We start from the raw sequence: 21,073 nt of genomic DNA on the forward strand, positions 1-21,073 counted from the left end.
TTTTCATCCGCATCAGCATTGATTAAAGAAGGGTATTCCCGCTTCTTCCGCTGCAGCCAAGAACGCCCACCGCTTCGTCGGCAGAGATTTTGCGATCATGCGCATCAATGAGTGCTTGTTTGGCTCGGTCGAATAATTTGCCGGTTTGGTTTCCCGGCCACTCCGCCAACATGTATTCTGCTGCCTTTTCCGCACTGTCGATGGTAAGATATTTGCCGGCCCGGCGCGTTTCGATCGTCACTGGCAGCGTCCACCATTGTAGTGTCATCTTCGTTTCCTCCCACTTCCGAACCGCGAGCGCTAAACTGGGTTCCGACGGAGCGCAGGGAGCGCTTCAATGCCAGTGCCACTGCCATTTCCCAGGGACACCGAGCTCAGGGAGAAAGAAAATGATATTCACTCAAGCCGACCTTGATATCGTAGATCGTCATATCGCAGAAAGTGAAGAACAGGTTTCACGGCAGGAGCGAAAGGTGACCGTCCTTCGTATGCAACACCTGGATACGGAATTGGCGGAAAACATTCTGAAAGTTTTTTACGAAACGCTGCTGATACAGAACGCCAATCGCGACATGATTGCTGCTCACCTGAGACAGAAATGATCGCAATGCGCTCTCCGATTATGATGACGGACCCAACCGGCATCGACATGCCACATCCGTTGAAAATCGGGTGCTTCGATGACCTCTCTTCCTTATAAACTATACGATCTTTCGAGTATTCCGATGAGATGGGCTTTGCTGGCATATCCGCAGTCAATGCTCTGCGGGTGAAAGGGCAAGGCGCGATGCTTCCTGCAATAAGATCCCGCGCATCCACAGGCTCGCCGGATCACTGTTTTGAAGCGCAGGCCATTGCACGGCCTCTGTGAATGGGGGAAGTGGCAGTGGAAGGTCCATAATCCGAAGGGGCAAAACGTTTGCGAAATGTTGCGCCAGTCGCAACGGCACGGTCGCTATGCGATTGGTATTGGACAGAACCGGCAGGATCATGCTGAAGCCCTGCACGACGACCTCGATACGTCTCTTGAAACCGTGTTCGAGCAAATACCATTCTTCGATTGACGGCCTTCGTGAATTCCCGAATTTGGCCGCGACGTGCCCCATGGACATGTATCTGTCGAATGTAAGCGGCTGTGATAGCTCTTGGTTCCTGCCACAGCCTACGCATACGAGCCTCTCCTCAAACAGTTTCGCTCGAGGATGTCCAGTTGGCATGAACACTTCCGGAAGAATGATAAAATCGACTTCGCCACGGCGCAGAAGCTCGTCGTAATCATCGGCGAGGGGCAGGAATTCGAAGCTCACGCCTGGTGCTTCCCGCGCAGCACGCTTCACGACCTTTTCCATAAACACGAGCGTGAGGAAATCGGAAAGAATGATCCGGAAACGGCGATCCGATTGAAAGGGATCAAACGGCTCCCAGGAAATGATGGAAAGCTGAATATGGAGCAAGGCTTCGCGGACGGCAGAAACGAGCCCTTCCGCGCGGGGTGTCAGGACAAGTTCGCGACCATTCATCGTAAACAGTTCATCCTCGAAATAGACACGCAATCGGCCGACAGCAGCGCTCATCGCAGGCTGGCTGAGATTGATGCTGCGTGCCGCGGCCGTGAGGTTACGCTCGGTCATCAATGCGTCGAGCGCTACGAGAAGATTTAAGTCCAAGCCTTTGAAACGCATTTTTTCCTTCATTCAAGATGTGGATGGTTGCCATCCAAACAATCAATTTTACCGATTCGGCATGATGGTGCATGAGGAAAATGTCGATAACCTGACAAGTATGTCGATTAGCAGACGAGTACATCGGCGCAAGCTTACGAACGACAGAGAAATGTCGGAAGTATTCAGAGAGTTGATCATCTCAGACGCGAGCGGAATAGAAAGGTTCTACTATCACGATTGTTTGCCGTTGCGACCGCCTGGCGCGTATGACGTGCGGTAGACAAGCAGTTGCTGCAATCACACGCTGTTTCCCTCAGAACTACAGCAAGAAAAAGGAGGTCTTTGCATGCGCTCAAAGGTGCGGTGGAGACTGTGCTGGGAAAACGAGTTGGAACTCGCCGAGCATATCGAGCTCGCCGACTTCTTTCGGATGACCTATGGGCCAACCGGGCCCTTTAATGCAAAACCATTCGAGGGCAGTCGAAGCTGGGCGGGAGCAAGGCCCGAACTTCGTCTCATCGGCTATGATTCCAATGGTGTCGCGGCTCATCTAGGCTTGCTACGCCGATTTATTAAAATTGGCGCAATCGATCAGTTGGTGGGTGAGCTCGGACTATATGGCGTACGTCCGGATCTCGAGGGATTGGGGATCGGGCATTCAATTCACGCCATGCTTCCTGTGCTGCGCGAACTCGCCGTTCCATTTGCTTTTGGCACAGTTCGACCCGCATTGCAAAAGCACATCGAAAGGTTCGGCCGTCACGGTCCGGTAACGATCTTATCGGGGATTCGTGTGTGGTCCACTCTACCTGAGGCGCGCCTCGACAAGCCCCCCACACGCATTGACGACGCGCTTGTCATCGTCCTGCCGATTGGAGGGTCCATCTCCGATTGGCCTGCCGGCACGGTAATCGATCGGAACGGGCCAGAGCTATGACGCAACTTGATTGCTTATACGAAATGCCAGATGCGTGCGTTGACGGCACCAACCAGCCGAGCATCTATCTGACATTTGACGACGGACCTCATCCCTTCTGTACGCCTGAGATTCTAGATGTGCTGGCGCAACATCAGGCGCCCGCAACCTTCTTCGTTATCGGAACTTACGCGGCCGAGCGGCCGAAACTCATCCAACGTATGATCGCCGAAGGGCACAAGGTCGCCAATCACACGATGACCCACCCGGACCTTTCCAATTGCGGTCCCGGCGAAATAGAACATGAGATATCTGGGGCGAGCAGGGCTATCAAGACTGCATGCCCGCAGGCGTCGGTGCAATACATGCGCGCTCCCTACGGGAGCTGGACCCAAGACGTTCTTTCCGTGTCGGCGAGTTCAGGGCTGGAGGCCGTCCACTGGTCGGTGGACCCGAGAGACTGGTCTCGTCCTGGCGTCGACGCCATTGTCGATGCAGTGCTCGCCTCTATCCGTCCCGGCGCAATCGTTCTGTTGCACGACGGATGCCCTCCAAGCGAGGCTGAGCCGAGCACAGATAGCAGTCTGCGCCATCATACCATCATGGCACTCTCTCGCATCATCCCAGTCGTGCGCGACCGCGGATTTGTAATCCGCTCGCTTCCTCAACATCACTGAAAGCGATATTCATGAATCTGCTCGACGCAACCAGCACTGCCGCTATCTCCCTTTATGCGCTGCTCTCGACGGCTTATAAAAGCATGCAGGTCGTTTATGCTCGGCCGACCGACGAACAATCGACCTCGGCAGAGCCGATCAGTTCGGCGCATTGGCCGAGCGTCGATGTCATCATACCCTCCTTCAATGAGGATCCGGGCACACTCTGGGATTGCCTGGAGTCCATCGCGCAGCAAGAATATGCAGGGGATCTGAATGTCTATGTGGTTGATGACGGTTCCAGCAATCGCGACGCCATCACGCCCGTCCACACGGCATTTGCACGCGATCCAAGATTTACATTCATTCTGCTCAAGGAGAATGTTGGAAAGCGCAAGGCGCAGATAGCGGCGATACGCCGTTCCTCTGGGGATTTGGTCCTCAACGTCGACTCCGACACCATCCTTGCCCCAGACGTCGTCGTGAAACTTGCACTCAAGATGCAAGATCCGGCAATTGGCGCGGCTATGGGCCAACTTGCTGCCAGCAACCGCCACGAGACCTGGTTGACCCGTTTGATCGACATGGAATACTGGCTGGCCTGTAATGAGGAGCGGGCGGCACAGGCCCGTTTCGGTGCTGTCATGTGCTGCTGTGGCCCGTGCGCCATGTACCGCCGGACCGCGCTCACGATGCTACTTGACCAGTACGAAACGCAAATGTTCCGGGGAAAGCGAAGCGATTTCGGCGAAGATCGTCATCTTACGATCCTCATGCTGAAAGCCGGATTTCGGACCGAATATGTTCCAACCGCCATCGCGGCAACTGTTGTTCCAAACAAGCTGCGCCCTTATCTGCGTCAACAACTTCGCTGGGCACGCAGCACTTTCCGCGACACGTTGCTTGCAATGAACCTTCTGCCTGGTCTTGACCGTTTTCTCACTTTGGACGTCATTGGTCAGAACCTAGGTCCGCTCTTGCTCGCCCTGTCGGTGGTAACCGGACTAGCACAGTTCGCACTCACCGGGACCGTGCCCTGGTGGACATGCCTGATGATCGCATCGATGACCATGATCCGCTGCAGCGTCGCAGCGGTTCGTGCTGGCCAATTTCGATTTATCGGCTTCTCCCTGCATACCTTCATCAACATCTTTTTCCTGCTCCCCTTGAAGGCCTACGCGCTCTGTACGTTGAGCAATAGCGATTGGCTGTCGCGCGGCTCTGCTGCCAAGGCACCAGACAAGGATCGAAAGCTAGACGCCATCCAAGACCCAATTGCTGGATCAAGCCCGAGACAATCGCAGGAAAATGAAGCTCCGCTTCGCCGGCAAAATCTTGCGCGAGATGCTACCAGATCGATGGCATATGACGGCATTTGCACCGACCAGTGATGATGGCTTATCAAGGTAGACGCGCTTGAAAACGCACGACAATTATCAACTCTTAAATCGCGAACTGGCTGCTGACGATCCGTGGCGCCTCGACGGAAATCCGTTCGAACGCAAGCGTCACGCGCAAATGCTCCTGCTGTCGCTTGGCCAGGGGCCCATCGCAAATGCACTCGAAGTCGGGTGTGCGGCCGGCGCATTTACGGAAAAACTGGCGCCCCATTGCCAGCGCCTCACCGTTATTGACGTCGTGCCAGAAGCGATTGATCGAACACGCCGACGGATGAACAAGCCGGCACATATCACCTGGATTGTCTCAGACGTACAACAGTTTTGCTCTGAAGAGCGTTTCGATCTGATCGTCGTCGCAGAAGTTCTTTATTACCTCGGAGACATTGCCGAGATGCGAATGGCAGTTGGCAACCTGCTTCGCATGCTTGCGCCGGGCGGGCATCTGGTCTTCGGCTCGGCTCGCGATGCGAACTGCCGGCGCTGGGGTCATCCTGCCGGCGCTGAGACGGTCATCGCCATTCTCGCCGAAATGTTGGTCGAGGTAGAGCGTCTTGAGTTACAGGGGGACTCGGACAACGAAGACTGCTTGCTGGTCCGTTTCCGCAATCCGGTTTCCTCTTCCTGATCAATCGAAGTTTCGAGCTTAGACATGGAGACACTATGCGCATCTGTGGTATAAAGCTGACCCATGACGGGGCGGTCGCCCTTATCGAGGACGGACGGCTAATCTTCTGCATTGAGCAGGAGAAGCAAGACAACAATCGCCGATACCAAACAATCGACAATCTCGACGCAATTGTCACCGCGTTGGCGGAACACGGCCTCAATCCAAGCGATGTCGATCAATTCGTCATCGACGGATGGGATGGTGAGGTCGAATCGCGTTTCCAGGTCCTCAGCGGCGCGGCTCCTGTCACTCTCAAGGGGGCGCCGTACGTTGAACTCCACCCCGACGGTCTTCTCGATTCGCTCGACGGCTCCGGCCTCATTCTCGACGACCGGGCTTTTTCTTATAAGAGCTATCCGCATGTGACCGGCCATGTGGCCTCCGCATACTGCACCAGTCCCTTCGCCAAGGCTGGCGAACCCGCTTTCTGCCTGGTGTGGGATGGCTGCATCTTCCCGCGTCTCTATTACGTCGATGGCGATAGGGCCCGATTCCTCGAGTCCTTATTCCCGATGATAGGGCAAGCTTACGCGGCCGCGGGTCATTACTTCGGGCCATATAAGCAGCCAAGCCGCGCGGGCTGGGACCTCGGTGTCGCCGGCAAGCTGATGGCCTATATCGCGCTTGGTTCGATTGATGAAGACATCGTCGCGGTGTTCGAAGAGCTCTACGAGGAGCACTTTTCAGGCGATACCGAGCGAGCCTGTCGCTATCGCGCAAACATCAACGACGCTGAATCGTCCCTTATAGCCGTGCATGATTTCTTCGATGCCAGCGTGGTCCGATTGGAGGATAAGGCGCCCGAAAATGTGCTTGCATCATTCCATTCCTTCTTGGAGCTTCTCTTAGTCGGCGAAATGGCGCTTGCCATGCAGCGCCACTCTTTGCCCGGGCCGCAAAACTTATGCATAGCCGGCGGTTGTGGTCTCAACATCAAATGGAATAGTGCACTGCGTGCGACAGGCCTGTTCGATGCCGTCTGGGTGCCGCCATTTCCGAACGACAGTGGTTCTGCAATCGGTGCTGCCTGCAGCGCCATGGCGGCGCATGAAGGCTTCGTGCCGCTGGAGTGGTCGGTCTACAGCGGCCCGGCTTTGAAAAATGGCGATGCGCCGCCCGGATGGGAGGCTGCCCCGTGCAGCATATCAGAAGTCGCAACCATCCTCGCCAGCAATAAGCCCGTTGTCTTTCTTGCCGGGCGCGCCGAGCTCGGACCACGGGCGCTCGGAGGCAGAAGCATTCTCGCAGCCGCGACCTCGCCGCAAATGAAAGACTATCTCAACGAAGTCAAATTTCGCGAACACTTCCGGCCGGTGGCGCCAATATGCCTCGAAGACCGTGCGCCGGAGATATTCAGTCCCGGAACGCCCGACCCTTACATGCTCTTCGACCACCAGACGCGCCCGCAGTGGAAGGACAAAATTCCCGCTGTCGTCCATCTCGACGGATCTGCACGTTTGCAAACCATTTCCAGGAGTTCTGAACACGCAGTCACCGAACTCCTCATCGAGTATGAAAAACTTACAGGCATCCCGCTGCTTTGCAACACGAGCGCCAACCTCCATGGACGGGGCTTCTTCCCGGATGCTGCCGCAGCCTGCGAATGGGGACGCATCGAACATGTATGGTGCAACGGCGTGCTCTTCACCAAGGAGTGGGTCTCTGAATTGGCGCCAATTGGCGTTGCAGCCAACATGAAGATGAGCACATGTCCGCGGTAGCAATCGAACTTGCCGGCGTCACCAAGTCATACGACGGAAGGACTGTCGTCGACGGGCTGTCGTTTTCCGTTGGAGCGGGAGAGTGCTTTGGCCTGCTCGGGCCGAACGGCGCGGGAAAAAGCACTATTGCGCGCATGGTCCTCGGTATGACGCTTCCTGACTCCGGCAAGATCAGCGTGCTCGGTATACCGGTGCCGGCGCGCGCCCGCTTGGCACGCAGGCGCATCGGCGTCGTCCCTCAGTTCGACAACCTCGACGCCGAATTCACTGTACGCGAAAATCTCGTCGTGTTCGGACGCTATTTCGGCATGAGCACACGCGAGGTCGACAAGGTTATCCCGTCACTGCTCGAGTTCGCGCGCCTCGAGAGCAAGGCACATGCACGCGTTTCCGAGCTGTCCGGCGGCATGAAGCGCCGCCTGACACTGGCACGAGCGCTGATCAACGACCCGCAGCTGCTTGTCATGGATGAGCCGACGACGGGCCTTGATCCGCATGCGCGCCACTTGATCTGGGAGCGTCTGCGGGCCCTTCTGGCGCGCGGCAAGACAATTATCTTGACGACCCACTTCATGGAAGAAGCTGAGCGCTTGTGCGACCGCCTATGCGTCATCGAGAAGGGACGCATCATTGCCGAGGGTCGCCCGCATGCGCTTGTCGACGAGCAGATCGGCTGCCAGGTAATCGAAATATACGGCGGCAATCCGCATGAACTGCATTCAGCGATCCGGCCATATGCGCAACGGTTCGAGGTGAGCGGCGAGACGCTTTTTTGTTATGCGTCCGATCCGGAGCCGGTGTTGGCGCAACTGCGCGGGCGAACGGGCCTGCGTCTTTTGCAGCGACCACCGAACCTGGAGGATGTTTTTTTGCGGCTGACCGGGCGCGAGATGGAGAAATGAACGATGGGTGAAGGTTATGCGACAACGCTGCCGGCTAACGCTTGGAACTGGATTGCGGTGTGGCGCCGCAACTATCTGGCATGGAAGAAGGTTGCGCTTGCGTCGATACTCGGCAATCTCGCCGATCCCATGATCTACCTGTTCGGTCTCGGCTTCGGCCTCGGAGTAATGGTCGGTCGCGTGGACGGAGCTCCATATATCGCGTTTCTGACGGGCGGCATGGTTGCGGCAAGTTCCATGACATCTGCTACCTTCGAAACGATTTATGCAGCTTTCGCTCGCATGCAATCTCACCGCTGGGAAGCAATCCTATACACACAACTGACGCTCGGCGATGTCGTCCTCGGCGAATTGGCATGGGCGGCCACCAAGGCGTTTCTGGCCGGTACGGGAATTTTGATCGTCGCCACTATGCTCGGCTATGCGGCCTGGACGTCGATCCCCTGCGTGCTGCCCGTTATTGCGCTAACCGGGTTTGCATTCGCGAGCGTGGCGATGGTGGTCGTGGCACTTGCACCCAGCTACGACTATTTCATTTTCTACCAGACGCTCGTCCTCACACCCATGTTGTTTCTATGCGGCGCGGTCTTTCCGGTCGCACAGCTGCCGAGCGGATTTCAGGAAATGGCGCACTTCCTGCCGCTTGCACATGCGATCGACCTCATTCGTCCAGCAATGCTCGGCCGGCCGGCGGAAAGCGTCGGCCTGCATGTCGGTGCGCTTTGCCTCTACGCGGCATTGCCGTTCTTCCTTTCGGCAACGCTTCTGCGGCGCCGTCTGATGCCCTGAAGCCGTGACCGTTTACGAAAAGGAGTTATGAAATGCAGTATCGCGAACTCGGCCGCAGCGGCCTGAAAGTAAGCGCGCTCGGCTTGGGTACGATGAGCTGGGGAGAGCAGAACACGGAAGCCGAGGCACACGCGCAACTCGAGGCGGCTCTCGATGCAGGCGTAAACTTTGTCGACACTGCGGAGATGTATCCTGTACCACCGCGTGTTGCGACATACGGTCTTTCGGAGCGCTATATCGGCAGTTGGCTGCGCAAAACCGGCCGCAGGCAGGACGTCGTGCTCTCGACCAAAGCGGTCGGTCCCGTCCGTCCAGGCAAAGCAAACCTTCCCTATGTCCGGGACGGCCGCGTCAGCTATACGCGCGCAAACCTTTTCGAAGCAGTCGATGCCAGCCTTCAAAGGCTGCAGACGGATCATATCGATCTGTTTCAGCTGCACTGGCCAGACCGCAGCACAAACGTCTTTCAATTGCTCGACTATCAATATGAGCTCGATCACGACACGATCTCTATCCTGGAGACGCTGGAGGCCCTGGATGCGCTCGTCAAAAGCGGCCGGATTCGCCACGTCGGGCTCTCCAATGAAACGCCGTGGGGGCTTGCTAGCTTTCTGCATCTTGCGAAATGCACGGACTGGCTCGCGTGACAAGTATCCAGAACCCCTACAATCTTATCAACCTCGAGTTCGAGAACGGCCTTGCAGAAATGGCTGTGCGCGAAGGGGTAGGGCTCCTCGTCTATTCGCCCCTTGCTATGGGCACCCTCACTGGCAAGTACCTGGGTGGTCAGCGGCCAAGCGGCTCGCGGCTGAACTTGTTCGGACGGTTCTTTCGCTACAGCAACGAAAGAGCGCAGCATGCGGCTCTCGCATATACAACGCTATTTCGAGAACATGGCATCGACCCAGTGCATGGCGCCTTGTCTTTCGTCATGAGCCGGCCCTTCGTTGCAAGCACCCTCGTGGGCGCGACTTCCCTGACACAATTGACGCACAACTTCGCCGCTGCCGAAGTCACGCTATCACGCGAGATTCTGGATAGAATCCAGTCGATCTACCAGCGTTACGGGTCGCCGGCACCATGATGCGCCTGGTCGGTTTTTTAGTCCAATCGCGCAACCTCCGGCCCTCGGTCCGATTTGAAGAACTGCTTCAAAGAGCCAGCCGGAGGGCTCTTACGCTCGTCAGCGCAACCGCGGAGTTCTTGTGCAGGCGGCCATCCATACCTTTGTGATCAATAACAGTTGGAAACATGCGCAATGATCCATTCCCGACCGTCGCCCGAGCCATTTGTAATCCTTGCGATGCCGCGAACAGGGACGCACTATCTCGAAGCGTTGCTGAACGACCATCCAAATGTCTTGAGCAACGGTGAGTTGCTCAACAGCTATGACGAAAATTGGCCCGATAAGGATCGTCTGCGGCACAGCGATCGCGAGCTTCTCGAGCTCGCCTATATGCGCTATCCACCGAGCGGAAAGAAGGTCACACACGTCGGCTGTAAGATCAACGAGCCTCAATTTTATGACCGTCCAGGCTTTTTCGACGAATTGGCTCGCTGGCAAGGCCTCAAGGTCATTTTGCTTACTCGCAACACACTGGAATCCCTGCGATCGCTCGTGCAGGCAAGGCAAACGGGTCAGTGGCTGAAATTTAGCGCGGACAGTAATGAGCCCCCAAGCATCTCGCTGACGGTGAACGAATGCGAAGCCTATTTCAAAGCTGCCGACGATTTCCATGCACGGGTCAAGGCCGCGTTCGATCCGAGCAAACTGCTGATGATCGAATACCAGGATCTTCTTCTTAAACCGAGCGCATGCCTGGCAGCCGTTTTGGCCTTCCTCGGAGCTCCCGCGCATCCGTCTTCCAATCGCACCACCATTCAACGGCAGGAAACACGCTCGCTCGCTCGCTCGCTGCGGAATTTTGACGAGCTATGGCGGCACTTTGCAGGCGGGCCTTACGCGAAGTTCTTCGAGCTTGACGACGCGTCGGCTCCGCAAGGATAAATAAGATGTCTTTCGACAATCTGCGATACCTCGAATCCGAAGCCATCCACATCATTCGGGAAGTCGCTGCGACCTTTTCCAATCCGGTTGTGCTCTATTCCATCGGAAAGGACTCCTCCGTCTTATTGCATCTCGCAATGAAGGCGTTCTTCCCGGGAAAACCACCCTTTCCCTTTCTTCATGTGGACACCCTGTGGAAGTTTCGGGAGATGATCGACTTCCGCGATCGCATGATGCGGGAAATGGACCTGAAATTGATTGTCCACGTCAATCAGGATGGCATCGATCAGGGTATCAGCCCCTTTCGAGACGGTTCCAACGTGCACACGCACATGATGAAAACCCTGGCGCTGCGCCAGGCGTTGGACAAATACGGTTTCGATGCTGCGCTCGCAGGCGCCCGCCGCGACGAGGAGAAATCGCGAGCCAAAGAGCGGATCTTTTCCATTCGCAACGCCCAGCATGCTTGGGATCCGAAACGCCAGCGTCCGGAGATGTGGAGAACCTACAACACGCGTGTCAGCGCGGGCGAAACGATGCGCGTCTTTCCGCTTTCCAACTGGACCGAGCTTGACGTGTGGCAATACATCCAAAAGGAAAACATTCCCGTCGTGCCACTCTATTTTGCGGCGCCGCGGCCCGTCGTGCGCCGCGGTGCGACGATGATCATGGTCGATGACGAGCGCATGCCGCTTGAGCCCGACGAAACGGTCACGCAACGCATGATCCGTTTCCGTACGCTCGGCTGCTACCCTTTGACGGGCGCGATCGAATCCAGTGCGGATACGGTACCGGAAATCCTGCGCGAGATCGTGGAGGCACGCACCTCCGAGAGACAGAGCCGGCTGATCGATCTCGACGAGGCCGGTGCAATGGAGAAGAAGAAGCGAGAAGGGTACTTCTGATGACATATCCTTTTTCGATATCGCCGCATGACATGGAAGAGCATCTGGTCCAAGAGGACAAAGCACCGCTTCTTCGATTCATTACCTGCGGCTCTGTCGATGACGGCAAATCGACCCTGATCGGTCGACTGCTCTGCGATGCGCAACTGGTCTTCGAAGACCAATTGGCAGACCTTCGCCACGGCGGCATCCGCGGCGGCAATGGCGAGGAAATCGATTTCTCTTTGCTGCTCGACGGCCTTGAGGCGGAGCGCGAGCAGGGCATCACCATAGATGTAGCTTATCGCTATTTCTCAACGTCGAAGCGCAAGTTCATCGTTGCCGATACGCCAGGCCACCTCGAATATACCCGCAACATGGTAACGGGCGCGTCGACTGCCGACCTTGCCGTCATCCTGGTCGACGGCCGTCAAGGCATACTCCAGCAAACACGCAGGCATTCCTATCTCGCCTCGCTTCTCGGCATCCGCCACGTCGTGCTGGCGGTGAACAAAATTGACCTCGTCGATTTCAGCAGGCCGATATTTGATGCTATTGTGGCCGAATACGTGAGCTTCTCGGAAAAGCTCGGTTTTGCCAGCGTAAAGGCTATTCCGATGTCCGCGCGCTTCGGCGACAATGTTGTTTCCAGATCCGGGAAATTACCCTGGTATCAAGGCCCGGCGCTCCTTGAATATCTGGAAACGGTGGAACTCGACGCATCTGACAGGCAAAAACCCTTTCGTTTGCCGGTTCAGCTCGTCATGCGGCCGAATGCGGATTTTCGCGGCTACGCGGGCCGGATCGCATCCGGAAAAATTGCGGTCGGCGATCCGGTGATCGTTGCAAAATCAGGGCTGCGATCGTCGGTCAGGGCGATCATTGCCCCTGACGGCAACCAGATATCTGCCGCAGAAGGGGAACCGGTAACCTTGGTTCTTGCCGACGAGTTAGATGTCTCCAGAGGCGACATGCTGGTTGACCTCGCCTCAAGGCCTTTTGTCTCGGACCAATTCCAGGCGCATCTCATTTGGTTCGATGCCAATCCAATGCTCCCGGGACGAAGCTATCTCTTGCGGACGGAGACGGACAGTATCAGCGCCACGGTGACTGCGCTCAAGCACCAACTGAACGTCGACAGCTTCGTTCGCGAACCAGCCAAACTGCTTGACATGAACGAGGTGGGCGTCTGCAACATCATGACGCAACGACCGATCGTCTTTGACGCCTACAAGGAAAATAGGTCAACCGGCAATTTCATTATCGTCGATAGAGTTAGCAGCGCGACCGTCGGTGCCGGCATGATTGATTTCCCGCTTCGTCGTGCCGACAACGTTCACTGGCAAGCACTCGACGTCGACAAGTCCGCGCGGTCGGCGCTCAAGAACCAAAAGCCCGCTGTCCTTTGGCTCACCGGTCTGTCGGGTTCGGGCAAGTCGACGATTGCCAATGCGCTCGAAGCGCTTCTGCATACTTACGGCAAGCATACCTATCTCTTGGACGGAGATAACGTACGCCACGGGCTTAATCGTGACCTTGGCTTTACCGCGGCTGATCGGGTCGAGAACATACGCCGCGTCGCTGAGGTCGCCAAGTTGATGGCGGACGCAGGGCTGATCGTAATTTGCTCCTTCATCTCGCCCTTCCGCGACGAGCGGCGTATGGCGCGCGAGCTCATGGGCGAAGGCGAGTTCATCGAAATCTTCGTCGATACGCCCTTGGAGGAATGCGCGCGCCGCGATCCGAAAGGGCTTTACAAGAAGGCCTTTGCCGGAAACATTGCCAATTTCACCGGTGTCTCGTCTCCATATGAGGCGCCGGAGAACCCGGAACTTCATCTCAAAACCATGAGCCAGGAGCCGGCGATGTTAGCGCTTCAGATAGAAGAGTTCCTTCGAATCCGAATGGAGGAGAAATAGCGCACTGGCCCAGTGCAGACAGGAATTTTAGGAACTGAGAGCCTGTCAACAGTGAAGGGCCGAAAATCTCCTGCAGTTGCTTCGCTGAGAAGAGTATCCGGCCAGGCCAGCGGGGGCTGGCGTTTCATCAGCCTTACGGACCAGATGACCGCAGCCGAGGGATACGCCTTCAAGCACTGGATGGACACTCATCGCAGCGAGGGAATCTTCTTCGTCCGGTCCAGAAGGTTAAGCCAAAAACCTTCGTTGCGTTTGGCTTCTGCCGGTAGGTGGAGGAAGGCGAGAGGCTTCCCCGATCTTACGTCATCGCTGATTGCAGTCGGAAGCTGATGCGCTCGCCTTACGCGATCGGTTCTTTGCCATACGAGCCGATACCGGCAAGACGATCGAAAAGGAGATGTATCGGCGCGTTGATAAGTTCGCAGCGCGCGAAGAGGGGAAAACGCGAAGACGCTGAAGAAAAACCCATCGCTGCCTCCCACATATATTCGGGAGGCAGGCATGACCTCACCGGCCGTACACAAAGACCCCATCTTCTCGGGCCGCCTTAATGATCGCCTCTCGCACTTCTTCGGCAGTTATTCTGCCCTCATGCGCTGCAAGAACCGCTCTCTTGGCGTCTTCATAGGCTTCGCCGGTATTCTCTGCCGGCCATTCGTTGAGCAGGAAATCGGCAGCGCGCTCGGCGCTGTTGATCGCGACCGCTCTGCCGGCATGTCTCGTTTCCAGCATCAGAGCTTTATCCCACCATTGTCTGGTCATGGCATCATTCCTCCGCAATCAAAACTGGCGATCAGATGCTTGGTTCCAATGAGGGCGGCGCGATGCTCATCTTCGAAATATCCTGTATTCGCGTTCGGGTACCCCTCGCACGTGCAGGGTTCGCTTATCGCCAACGTGTTTCCAGAATCTCTTTTTGTCCGCTACGCGACTATCTGCGAGGCTTTGGCGCCGACGTCAGGCTTTCAAGACTGATCGAGAGGCGGCTTTCATGGCCGCAACAGTTGATTGGCAGCCGCGTCAAGTTCCGTTCGCAGGGGTCCGACATGGCGTCGACATAGTTCATGATCCAGAAGGCGGCAGTCGGTTCCGCAAGAACGACGAGCGCAGAAATTCATCATCCGCCCGCCATGCTCGGTCCACCGCAAAGCGCCCAGGGCTCCCCGTAGCTAGAGTCGCCAGGCAGAACTTAATAGCCCGTGCGAATACCATTCGGGCTACTATGTTTTCTGTGATGGCGCCTGCAAACCGAATCCTGGAAGCGGCGGTTAGGTCGTCGTCTACAAGGACGGCCGGGAAAGCGCTGCATTGTCCGCAGGCTTCGGTGAGACCGCGAACAATGTCATCGAGCTTACCGGCATGCTGCACGCTATCCAATGGATCATCGATCGTTTCAAGAAGGACGAGCCGGCAACGATCTTGTGTGACGCCATGTACGTCGTGAAGGGATGCAACGAATGGCGTAATTCCTGGAAGAGATGATTTTGGAGCGCCTCATCGAGGCGATGGAGACGGATATCGCACAGCCCGTGAGGGTCGGGCCGAAGGCATTCGGAAGCAGCATGCCGCAATACCTCCATTCCGCCGCGGAAAACTTCGCCCGTCGGCGCGAGGACATCATCAAGACCGGTGGCGCCAGAACCCGCGAGGATGAAGCCGCCCAACGCAGGCAAACCGACAAGTCTTAAGTTTGTTGTCATAACCGCAGAGTGGCAGGTCACCGCCGATCTACAATACGGTCGATTATACAAGGAAATTTGTCGAGGAGTGCCTCCTCAAAGGGCGTATATCATTGATGACATTACCATGTTCTAATTCAACAGTCGGCCGTGCCCACGACCGTAATTGAAACGAGCACTTCATGGAAACTCTGCCCCTATCCCTATTCGGATAGGGGCTTTTTGTGGGTGTGCTTGGGCATTGCTGTACGAAATACCGTTGTCATGCAGTCCGATGGTACGACGCGGCCTGTTACTCCCAGGTCTGTCGATTGTACCAATCGTCGATGTCGCGCCGCGCCCGATCTTTTTCCAAGCCGTAGCGTTCCTGGATCTTGCCTTCGAGCTGATCTCGGCGTCCGTCGATTAGATCAAGGTCGTCATCCGTGAGCTGTCCCCACTGCTCTTTCACCTTGCCCTTGATCTGCTTCCAATTTCCTTCAACTCTATTCCAATCCATGATGTTCTCCTCGTAAGGGTTGTCCCTGCAGCGGTAACGTAGATCGGCTATTTTGGTTCGCCACATAGTTGGAGGGGCCCCCGCGCGAAGCTGGGCAAAGCGAGCGCTGGGAAGCTGGGGTTAGGCCTCCGCTTTATTTCAAGCACGGAGAAGTCGAATCAAGCCCTGAGCTATAGATTCTGCCAATGCTTCCTATCGCTTCACTATCTGGAAATTTCATAATCAAGGGCTTCTTGCCCAATCGAGCCCGGCTACGGATCAATGGCAAAGTATTTTACCAAGAAGGGGTTCGCTAAAAGCGGCCATGCACCAGCAAGTCTGGCGAGGTGGCGTTCGTCATGAATGCCTTGCTTATAAAGAGTGACAACGATTGGTGCCAGTCGCTGGGCTTCATTTACATCTTTCATTAGGTTCAATCTTGAGAAAATCTGCTCGAAAATAAGCTCACAAATCTCTAGGTCACGCAGACCTAAGATTGCCTCATGGTTTCGAATATATTGGGAAAACGTCGAACCATCCTCATCATGCCGCTCTGCCGGGCTGGATACCGGTGACCCTATCTCGGGAGAATCCGAAACCATCCGATGCTCTCCGATCGTGCACGAGTATACAATGCACGTTTACACTCCAGGCAACGTTCTCGCAACTTAGGGCATCATTTCTTTGAGCATCTTCTCGGCGCCGCCAGTTTACTGCTGAGCGGGCGCTGTCGCAGGCGGCGTGGTGGTGGTCGGCGGCTGTGTTGTCGTCGTCTGGGCTGGGGTGTTAGGATTTGTCGTGCTGGCGTGCGGCCAGAAAGACCAGGCGAGAGCTGCGACCAGAATAACAGCAAGTATGGCGACCCATGGCATCCAGGGCTGCGGACGTGTAGGCGTCGTTCTGAGATCTGGGTTAGGGGTCGGCCTGTTCAAATCGTTGCTCATCGGAATACTCCTTTGAGACTTAACCTTTAGCTGCAGCAAAGGTTCCTGACGACGCGGCGTTGCGGTGGCGCTAATATGGCGCGCGGGTTCATTGGGTTGGTTGATGTCCGTGATCGAATTCATCTCTCAGGTATTTGGCGTCGTATAAGAATGGAAGAAGCCGAGCCGTTCCGGGCACAATCTTGGACCCGTCAGCGTCGACCTTGAGGCGAGCTGTCCATCTAATCATATGGTTGTTGTCGGTCGGGTCTAATGTCGGAAACTTGAGGCGACGACTTTGATCAGTTGTGACCACATCAATGGTATAGCTATCGTCTTCAAGGTGTCGATCAGAAATGATCTCCACATGAAACCGGCCACCTTCCGTCCTGGCATCGCCCTCGTAGCCACATCGCTGGATGCAACCTGGCAAATCACCCCTGACTGTGAATGAGATCAATGTGCCGTCCACCAGGTTGGTTATCCCGTTAAAAGACGGTGGATTTCCTTTGCTCATGGTTATCGAGAGCATCAGATCGTTGTCGCTGGCCGCAAAGGCAGAAGGGACTATGATGAGCGACAATGCGGCAACGACGACGGCGTGATGCATAGCAATCCCCCAATTGCCGCAATGATTATCGGGAATGATCTAAGAGTCGAGTCAACTATGCGTGTGAGCGTGGCGCCCTGTGAACGGCTCAAATTCATCGCCGTCCAGATATTCCAGCTCATGGTCAATGTGGTCGATCGCCCAACAGAGCGCCTCGATCTCGCTACTCAGGTGCTCGGCCAAGTCCCCGGTGATAATGGCGATATCGGCCGGCGGCAGGCACGCCCTGCTGTTGATAATCTTGATCTCGTCAGCTTCAAGACCGGTAAGGTGGTGCTTCGCCCGCTCGATCTGGAACAACAGCTTGCCGCGGTGATCCAGTAGGTATTCTCTCGTCTCGTCGATCATTTGGGCGTCTCCGAGGGATGTGGCTGTAGCCTTATATGCTTCGAGAACTTGTTCGGTAATCCAAAAATACTCGATATTGTCGATACGATCTCTGTGAACGAAACCGCGGGCCTCCAGACGCTAACGATGTCGTCGCCGCACCCATAAAAGCCCACGCAAGGCGGACTGAAAGGAGGAATGATGGGGACGTGATTTAGGAGATGCCGGCCGTGTGACGCGCTGACATCATCTTTGATGCGACAAGGCTAAAATGCCTGATAGGATTTGAGCTTAATCGTGGGAGGGGACCATGAAATCAGCGGTAAACGACAAAGAAAATCTGCCGCCCGTCGAGCAGGAGTGGGCCAGCGCCATGCTAGTCATTGCATGGCCGTTTGGGGTTTTTGCCATTGCGCTTTGCTGTAAGTTCTTCGTGTAGCGTTTAAGCCCCCGCTTGACCTAACGCGCGGGGCTGGCCAAGACGGTTGCACGGATGTTGATTTTGTCCGTTTGCTGTGGCTAATTTAGCGGGTTCTCTGTGGGGGATGCGCAATGGTCGAACAAACGTTCACGGACATGAACGAAATTCGCACTAAGCTTGAGGATCTCGCGAAAGAGGCGCTGGCCCTTTCGGAAAAGGCGATCAAGGTGAGCAAGACGCCGAGGATTGCCAGAAGCCCGCAACATGGCAAATCCAAACGGCCGCACTCACTTAGATGGGTCGCCAACCCTTAGCGCCGCCGCCGCTTGCTGCGGCCGGCCGGTAGCCCGAACTGTTCCTCTGCCCATGGGCGTGGCGGCGGATAAAAGCCTCGGTGCCGCTCGTCGATGTGGTCCATTACTTCATTGCCGATGCGGCGCCAAGTTGTCTGCCAACGGCGTGGCGGTTTCTTCGGTAAGGCTAACGCCGGCTAGCTCGTCGAAAAAAGTCACAGCTAGACATGAAGTATCCTGCCCATGCCTCGGCCTCGCCAGCACGCCGTCTATTCGTTCGTCTCCTGATTCCCCCAAATGCAAAAGGCCGCTGCCGGCGCCTCTCTTGGGATCTCATAATAGGGAACCCCTATTCGGCTCTCCGCTCTTGGATGCGCCAACAGCGGTCAACCGTTTCGAAACCGTCGAATATTCTGGCGCGCGCATCGCCCTTGGCGCCCTTGCTGCCAGCATCCAGCCGCGCCGGTTTCCGAAAGCGTCAGGCCGTCAATGACGCCCATTCAAGGCACGTCGTGATTTGCGTATTCCAATCAAATTTCCATTTAATTAATTCAAATTGCCCATTGAAATTCAACAGTTGAATGATAAAGTCTAATTGTTAGGCGAGACTTTCCGCCTACGTGGCTGCACCCTGCAGCCGCACTGGGCCGCCTCGCGTCCCCCGTCAGGCGGCCCTGTTTTTCCGATTCCGCATTTGTTGATAGCCGCTGAGAAAGCGGCAAAATATCCCTCCCACAAAGCCAAATTTCTCAATGTTTTTCTTTCGCGCGCTGCGCGCACGCGCGGGGGAAAAATCTGTGTTAGCGTTATCGCAATTGGGCCAAGCGCTGGGTGGGAGGGTGAACTGCCCCCACTTTTGACCGGACACTCAGCTCGCAATATTCCTCGTGTCCAACCGTGAACCTAGATGGTTTAACGGGCAGAGCCAGCCAGTCAGGATTGGAGGTCGTCCCAACAATGATGGTGCAGTCCCTCATGCCCATAAATCACGCTCTTCGTCACTCGCTCTCAGTTTGAGCGCGCGATCGGTGCCGCTTTGAAGCGCTCCCTGGTTCACGCTTGCGGCTATGCCGGATTGACAAGAGCCGCCGCAACTTCGCCGATCGGCAGGTCAATGAGGCTGATGGCGCATTCCGCGCAGAAGCGGCGTTCGTTCTTGGTCATGGTTGCGGCATCAATCACAGCGAAGCGTTGGCCGTTGGAGCGCTTTATGATCTGGCGGGCGAAAATGCGCAACATCTGGTCGTCGAAGCGGCAGCCCAGAAAGAGAAAACCTCGATTGGCGCGCCGTTCCTTGACGATTTCGGGGATCGGCGTTTGGATATCGATCTCTGTCAGAACTTCGACATAGTCGGCGTCTGACACGAGAAAATTAGCGGCGGGCCGAACGCTTCCATGAGGCGTATACAACACCGTTTTTGGCGCCGGGCTGGGCCTGAGTTCCTTTCCGGACAAATCGTAGCTTTTCGTCCAAATGTCGCGGTTTTCATTTGCCCGGGTGACGCCTTGTATCTCGACCACGTCCGTTCGGCCATTCGCGATGAGAGCCGCGCGCATCGTCCCGTCGTACCAGCTGTCGATGATGAGGGAGAGTGGCAGCGTTGCAAGTCGGGCATGGAGGGCGGTTGGCGGTACGGACGCGGCGAATATCTCCGCCATCCAGGCTTGAAGCGTCCGACGGTGCCTACGCTGCTCGATAAACTGTGCGACCGACCACATCTTGTTTCGTATCCTGGAAGGCGCTGTCGCCCGTATGTTAAGAGCTGCTGCGACGGCTTCCGGACCATCCGGTACAGGCGGTGCGGCCGAACTTTGCCGGAGCAGCCCGGGACCGAGATATGGGATTATGTCATCTGCGGCGAGCGCTTCTTTCAGCAAATGAAGTTGCTTTTCGGCGCGATCGCCTCGGCAGATCAAAAGATGATCAGATTTAGGAAGCACGGTCATGCCGCCGTCGCCTTTTGTCGTTCGTTAGCAGCGTTTAGTCCTCCTCAGATATCTTTTTTGCTTCGACCGTAATGGGCAGGCGCGTGTCTTTCGGCAGATCGGGCAGGGCAAGCCGCCACCCATTCCTAAGCAGCACGCAGCCGCCCCATAGATTTTCATTCTCCATAGCAATGATCGGCTCTTCGAGATCCTTCTTGGAAACATATGCCGACAAGCCGGTTCCGGTTTTGCGGATCATAACTTTCACGGGGCTATTCCTTTCTTTGCGCTGCTAGTCGTTTCGATGCTTGCCGCGGCTTTGTCGAGGCTCGTCAGTTCGCGCGCGCGCATGCCGACGATGATGCCGCGATCCGCCCATTCGACCGCATAGATATAGAACTGCTGGAGAAACGTGCCGATGTCGCGCACATAACCCTCATCGCCCTTCCGAACCAGGTTTTCGCCAACGTCTTTGCCCGGATAGGTGCCGTCATTCTTTATGTGGCGCGTGGCACGAACCCGCTCGCCCGGTAGAAATCGCGGCGGAGAGCCGATTTCCACTTCTTGTTCGCGCCCTAGGCCCACGGTGCTGCCTCGCTTTCTTGAGACTGCTCGGCTTAACCTCGAAGGTCAAAATCTCCTTTGGAGGAGATATTGCCTTCGGCTGCCAGCGAACAGGCGATCAAGCTGGAACGCAGGTCTTCGGTACCGGACATACCGATGCGCATTGCTGGGTCTCAAAAGCTCCCTCGCATTCTGTGCACTTCTTCGGATCGATCACGTAGTTCTCGCCCTTCAGTTCTATCGCACCTGACGGACATTCGAACTCGCAGGCTCCGCACTGGGTGCATTGGGATGCGATGATCTTGAAGGCCATTATCAACTCCTGA

At 56.1% G+C, this 21,073-nt stretch carries 26 protein-coding genes and 2 pseudogenes; 17 read left to right on the plus strand and 11 right to left on the minus strand.

Going from position 1 to position 21,073, the window contains the following annotated elements:
• Positions 1–22: 22 nt before the first annotated feature.
• Positions 23–268: a DUF982 domain-containing protein gene (locus N2601_RS30510; protein WP_260305730.1), complete on the minus strand. Its 246-nt coding sequence runs from the start codon at positions 266–268 to the stop codon at positions 23–25.
• A 121-nt stretch (positions 269–389) separates the two neighbouring features.
• On the opposite strand from N2601_RS30510, the gene N2601_RS30515 reads away from it, so the two are divergent.
• Positions 390–602, plus strand: coding sequence for a hypothetical protein (locus N2601_RS30515; RefSeq protein ID WP_260305732.1), 213 nt, complete (start codon positions 390–392; stop codon positions 600–602).
• A gap of 153 nt (positions 603–755) precedes the next feature.
• Here the strand turns inward: N2601_RS30515 and N2601_RS30520 are convergent, their stop codons facing one another.
• Positions 756–1,682 carry a LysR family transcriptional regulator gene (locus tag N2601_RS30520; protein WP_260305733.1) on the minus strand — a complete coding sequence of 309 codons (927 nt, stop codon included), beginning with the start codon at positions 1,680–1,682 and terminating at the stop codon, positions 756–758.
• Between the two features lie 328 nt (positions 1,683–2,010).
• Here N2601_RS30520 and N2601_RS30525 point away from each other — a divergent pair, with 328 nt between their 5' ends.
• The 14 genes and pseudogenes from N2601_RS30525 to N2601_RS30590 all read left to right on the plus strand — a co-directional run bounded on the left by N2601_RS30525 (position 2,011) and on the right by N2601_RS30590 (position 15,214).
• Positions 2,011–2,601: a NodA family N-acyltransferase gene (locus N2601_RS30525; RefSeq protein ID WP_104825681.1), complete on the plus strand. Its 591-nt coding sequence runs from the start codon at positions 2,011–2,013 to the stop codon at positions 2,599–2,601.
• Positions 2,598–3,257 carry a chitooligosaccharide deacetylase NodB gene (nodB, locus tag N2601_RS30530; protein WP_260305734.1) on the plus strand — a complete coding sequence of 220 codons (660 nt, stop codon included), beginning with the start codon at positions 2,598–2,600 and terminating at the stop codon, positions 3,255–3,257. Before N2601_RS30525 ends, nodB begins: the two co-directional genes overlap by 4 nt.
• 11 nt (positions 3,258–3,268) lie before the next feature.
• Positions 3,269–4,627 (plus strand): chitooligosaccharide synthase NodC, encoded by a 1,359-nt coding sequence (nodC, locus tag N2601_RS30535; protein WP_260305735.1) that lies wholly within the window; start codon positions 3,269–3,271, stop codon positions 4,625–4,627.
• Positions 4,545–5,261: pseudogene (gene nodS, locus N2601_RS30540) on the plus strand (nodulation methyltransferase NodS). The gene nodC and the pseudogene nodS overlap by 83 nt, the downstream one beginning before the upstream one ends.
• 35 nt (positions 5,262–5,296) lie before the next feature.
• Positions 5,297–7,024 carry a nodulation protein NodU gene (gene nodU / locus N2601_RS30545; protein ID WP_260305738.1) on the plus strand — a complete coding sequence of 576 codons (1,728 nt, stop codon included), beginning with the start codon at positions 5,297–5,299 and terminating at the stop codon, positions 7,022–7,024.
• Complete coding sequence (nodI, locus tag N2601_RS30550) at positions 7,012–7,926, plus strand: nodulation factor ABC transporter ATP-binding protein NodI (RefSeq protein WP_260305739.1); 915 nt, start codon at positions 7,012–7,014, stop codon at positions 7,924–7,926. Before nodU ends, nodI begins: the two co-directional genes overlap by 13 nt.
• A gap of 3 nt (positions 7,927–7,929) precedes the next feature.
• On the plus strand, positions 7,930–8,715 hold the full coding sequence (locus N2601_RS30555; protein ID WP_260305740.1) for an ABC transporter permease: 786 nt from the start codon (positions 7,930–7,932) through the stop codon (positions 8,713–8,715).
• Positions 8,716–8,747: 32 nt separating this feature from the next.
• Positions 8,748–9,799 (plus strand): annotated as a pseudogene (locus tag N2601_RS30560) (NADP(H)-dependent aldo-keto reductase).
• A gap of 174 nt (positions 9,800–9,973) precedes the next feature.
• Complete coding sequence (locus N2601_RS30565) at positions 9,974–10,723, plus strand: sulfotransferase (RefSeq protein WP_260305741.1); 750 nt, start codon at positions 9,974–9,976, stop codon at positions 10,721–10,723.
• A gap of 5 nt (positions 10,724–10,728) precedes the next feature.
• A complete protein-coding gene (cysD, locus tag N2601_RS30570) occupies positions 10,729–11,628 on the plus strand; it encodes a sulfate adenylyltransferase subunit CysD (RefSeq protein ID WP_260305743.1) in 900 nt (299 codons plus the stop codon).
• A complete protein-coding gene (gene cysN / locus N2601_RS30575) occupies positions 11,628–13,526 on the plus strand; it encodes a sulfate adenylyltransferase subunit CysN (protein ID WP_260305745.1) in 1,899 nt (632 codons plus the stop codon). Before cysD ends, cysN begins: the two co-directional genes overlap by 1 nt.
• A 501-nt stretch (positions 13,527–14,027) precedes the next feature.
• Positions 14,028–14,501: a hypothetical protein gene (locus N2601_RS34305; protein WP_445945070.1), complete on the plus strand. Its 474-nt coding sequence runs from the start codon at positions 14,028–14,030 to the stop codon at positions 14,499–14,501.
• 333 nt (positions 14,502–14,834) lie between these two features.
• The gene (locus N2601_RS30585; RefSeq protein WP_260305746.1) at positions 14,835–15,008 is read left to right on the plus strand and encodes an RNase H family protein; all 174 of its coding nucleotides are present in this window, start codon (positions 14,835–14,837) and stop codon (positions 15,006–15,008) included.
• Between the two features lie 2 nt (positions 15,009–15,010).
• On the plus strand, positions 15,011–15,214 hold the full coding sequence (locus N2601_RS30590; RefSeq protein WP_260305747.1) for a hypothetical protein: 204 nt from the start codon (positions 15,011–15,013) through the stop codon (positions 15,212–15,214).
• A gap of 283 nt (positions 15,215–15,497) precedes the next feature.
• Here the strand turns inward: N2601_RS30590 and N2601_RS30595 are convergent, their stop codons facing one another.
• The 5 genes from N2601_RS30595 to N2601_RS30615 form a co-directional block, all read right to left on the minus strand.
• Positions 15,498–15,704 carry a CsbD family protein gene (locus N2601_RS30595; protein WP_260305748.1) on the minus strand — a complete coding sequence of 69 codons (207 nt, stop codon included), beginning with the start codon at positions 15,702–15,704 and terminating at the stop codon, positions 15,498–15,500.
• Between the two features lie 251 nt (positions 15,705–15,955).
• On the minus strand, positions 15,956–16,285 hold the full coding sequence (locus N2601_RS30600) for a hypothetical protein (protein WP_260305749.1): 330 nt from the start codon (positions 16,283–16,285) through the stop codon (positions 15,956–15,958).
• Positions 16,286–16,393: 108 nt separating this feature from the next.
• Positions 16,394–16,627 (minus strand): hypothetical protein, encoded by a 234-nt coding sequence (locus tag N2601_RS30605; RefSeq protein WP_260305750.1) that lies wholly within the window; start codon positions 16,625–16,627, stop codon positions 16,394–16,396.
• Positions 16,628–16,715: 88 nt separating this feature from the next.
• Positions 16,716–17,216: a hypothetical protein gene (locus tag N2601_RS30610; protein ID WP_260305751.1), complete on the minus strand. Its 501-nt coding sequence runs from the start codon at positions 17,214–17,216 to the stop codon at positions 16,716–16,718.
• A gap of 51 nt (positions 17,217–17,267) precedes the next feature.
• On the minus strand, positions 17,268–17,564 hold the full coding sequence (locus tag N2601_RS30615) for a hypothetical protein (protein ID WP_260305752.1): 297 nt from the start codon (positions 17,562–17,564) through the stop codon (positions 17,268–17,270).
• Between the two features lie 289 nt (positions 17,565–17,853).
• Between N2601_RS30615 and N2601_RS30620 the strand changes: the two genes are divergently transcribed.
• Positions 17,854–17,982 carry a hypothetical protein gene (locus N2601_RS30620; protein ID WP_260305753.1) on the plus strand — a complete coding sequence of 43 codons (129 nt, stop codon included), beginning with the start codon at positions 17,854–17,856 and terminating at the stop codon, positions 17,980–17,982.
• A gap of 113 nt (positions 17,983–18,095) precedes the next feature.
• Positions 18,096–18,278 carry a hypothetical protein gene (locus tag N2601_RS30625; RefSeq protein WP_260305754.1) on the plus strand — a complete coding sequence of 61 codons (183 nt, stop codon included), beginning with the start codon at positions 18,096–18,098 and terminating at the stop codon, positions 18,276–18,278.
• Between the two features lie 1,044 nt (positions 18,279–19,322).
• On the opposite strand, the gene N2601_RS30630 is transcribed toward N2601_RS30625, so the two are convergent.
• From N2601_RS30630 to N2601_RS30645, 4 genes are all read right to left on the minus strand, one after another.
• The gene (locus N2601_RS30630) at positions 19,323–20,204 is read right to left on the minus strand and encodes an SIR2 family NAD-dependent protein deacylase (protein ID WP_260305755.1); all 882 of its coding nucleotides are present in this window, start codon (positions 20,202–20,204) and stop codon (positions 19,323–19,325) included.
• 34 nt (positions 20,205–20,238) lie between these two features.
• A complete protein-coding gene (gene nifT, locus N2601_RS30635; RefSeq protein WP_260305756.1) occupies positions 20,239–20,451 on the minus strand; it encodes a putative nitrogen fixation protein NifT in 213 nt (70 codons plus the stop codon).
• A complete protein-coding gene (locus N2601_RS30640; RefSeq protein ID WP_260305757.1) occupies positions 20,448–20,768 on the minus strand; it encodes a nitrogen fixation protein NifZ in 321 nt (106 codons plus the stop codon). Before N2601_RS30640 ends, nifT begins: the two co-directional genes overlap by 4 nt.
• Positions 20,769–20,865: 97 nt before the next feature.
• Positions 20,866–21,060 carry a 4Fe-4S binding protein gene (locus N2601_RS30645; RefSeq protein WP_004126027.1) on the minus strand — a complete coding sequence of 65 codons (195 nt, stop codon included), beginning with the start codon at positions 21,058–21,060 and terminating at the stop codon, positions 20,866–20,868.
• Positions 21,061–21,073: the final 13 nt, after the last annotated feature.

The sequence above is a fragment of the Rhizobium sp. CB3060 genome (assembly GCF_025200735.1).
GTDB lineage: Bacteria > Pseudomonadota > Alphaproteobacteria > Rhizobiales > Rhizobiaceae > Rhizobium.

What these genes read in the sequence shown, in the direction of transcription:
- N2601_RS30520 (WP_260305733.1), bottom strand. Translation starts at nt 1,682, where the DNA reads ATGCGTTTCAAAGGCTTGGACTTAAATCTTCTCGTAGCGCTCGACGCA.
- N2601_RS30600 (WP_260305749.1), bottom strand. Translation starts at nt 16,285, where the DNA reads ATGGTTTCGGATTCTCCCGAGATAGGGTCACCGGTATCCAGCCCGGCA.
- N2601_RS30630 (WP_260305755.1), bottom strand. Translation starts at nt 20,204, where the DNA reads ATGACCGTGCTTCCTAAATCTGATCATCTTTTGATCTGCCGAGGCGAT.
- N2601_RS34305 (WP_445945070.1), top strand. Translation starts at nt 14,028, where the DNA reads ATGACCTCACCGGCCGTACACAAAGACCCCATCTTCTCGGGCCGCCTT.
- N2601_RS30610 (WP_260305751.1), bottom strand. Translation starts at nt 17,216, where the DNA reads ATGCATCACGCCGTCGTCGTTGCCGCATTGTCGCTCATCATAGTCCCT.
- nodB (WP_260305734.1), top strand. Translation starts at nt 2,598, where the DNA reads ATGACGCAACTTGATTGCTTATACGAAATGCCAGATGCGTGCGTTGAC.
- N2601_RS30565 (WP_260305741.1), top strand. Translation starts at nt 9,974, where the DNA reads ATGATCCATTCCCGACCGTCGCCCGAGCCATTTGTAATCCTTGCGATG.
- nodU (WP_260305738.1), top strand. Translation starts at nt 5,297, where the DNA reads ATGCGCATCTGTGGTATAAAGCTGACCCATGACGGGGCGGTCGCCCTT.
- N2601_RS30645 (WP_004126027.1), bottom strand. Translation starts at nt 21,060, where the DNA reads ATGGCCTTCAAGATCATCGCATCCCAATGCACCCAGTGCGGAGCCTGC.
- N2601_RS30555 (WP_260305740.1), top strand. Translation starts at nt 7,930, where the DNA reads ATGGGTGAAGGTTATGCGACAACGCTGCCGGCTAACGCTTGGAACTGG.
- N2601_RS30605 (WP_260305750.1), bottom strand. Translation starts at nt 16,627, where the DNA reads ATGAGCAACGATTTGAACAGGCCGACCCCTAACCCAGATCTCAGAACG.
- N2601_RS30510 (WP_260305730.1), bottom strand. Translation starts at nt 268, where the DNA reads ATGACACTACAATGGTGGACGCTGCCAGTGACGATCGAAACGCGCCGG.
- nodC (WP_260305735.1), top strand. Translation starts at nt 3,269, where the DNA reads ATGAATCTGCTCGACGCAACCAGCACTGCCGCTATCTCCCTTTATGCG.
- N2601_RS30525 (WP_104825681.1), top strand. Translation starts at nt 2,011, where the DNA reads ATGCGCTCAAAGGTGCGGTGGAGACTGTGCTGGGAAAACGAGTTGGAA.
- nodI (WP_260305739.1), top strand. Translation starts at nt 7,012, where the DNA reads ATGTCCGCGGTAGCAATCGAACTTGCCGGCGTCACCAAGTCATACGAC.
- N2601_RS30620 (WP_260305753.1), top strand. Translation starts at nt 17,854, where the DNA reads ATGAAATCAGCGGTAAACGACAAAGAAAATCTGCCGCCCGTCGAGCAG.
- N2601_RS30625 (WP_260305754.1), top strand. Translation starts at nt 18,096, where the DNA reads ATGGTCGAACAAACGTTCACGGACATGAACGAAATTCGCACTAAGCTT.
- cysN (WP_260305745.1), top strand. Translation starts at nt 11,628, where the DNA reads ATGACATATCCTTTTTCGATATCGCCGCATGACATGGAAGAGCATCTG.
- N2601_RS30615 (WP_260305752.1), bottom strand. Translation starts at nt 17,564, where the DNA reads ATGATCGACGAGACGAGAGAATACCTACTGGATCACCGCGGCAAGCTG.
- cysD (WP_260305743.1), top strand. Translation starts at nt 10,729, where the DNA reads ATGTCTTTCGACAATCTGCGATACCTCGAATCCGAAGCCATCCACATC.
- N2601_RS30515 (WP_260305732.1), top strand. Translation starts at nt 390, where the DNA reads ATGATATTCACTCAAGCCGACCTTGATATCGTAGATCGTCATATCGCA.
- N2601_RS30595 (WP_260305748.1), bottom strand. Translation starts at nt 15,704, where the DNA reads ATGGATTGGAATAGAGTTGAAGGAAATTGGAAGCAGATCAAGGGCAAG.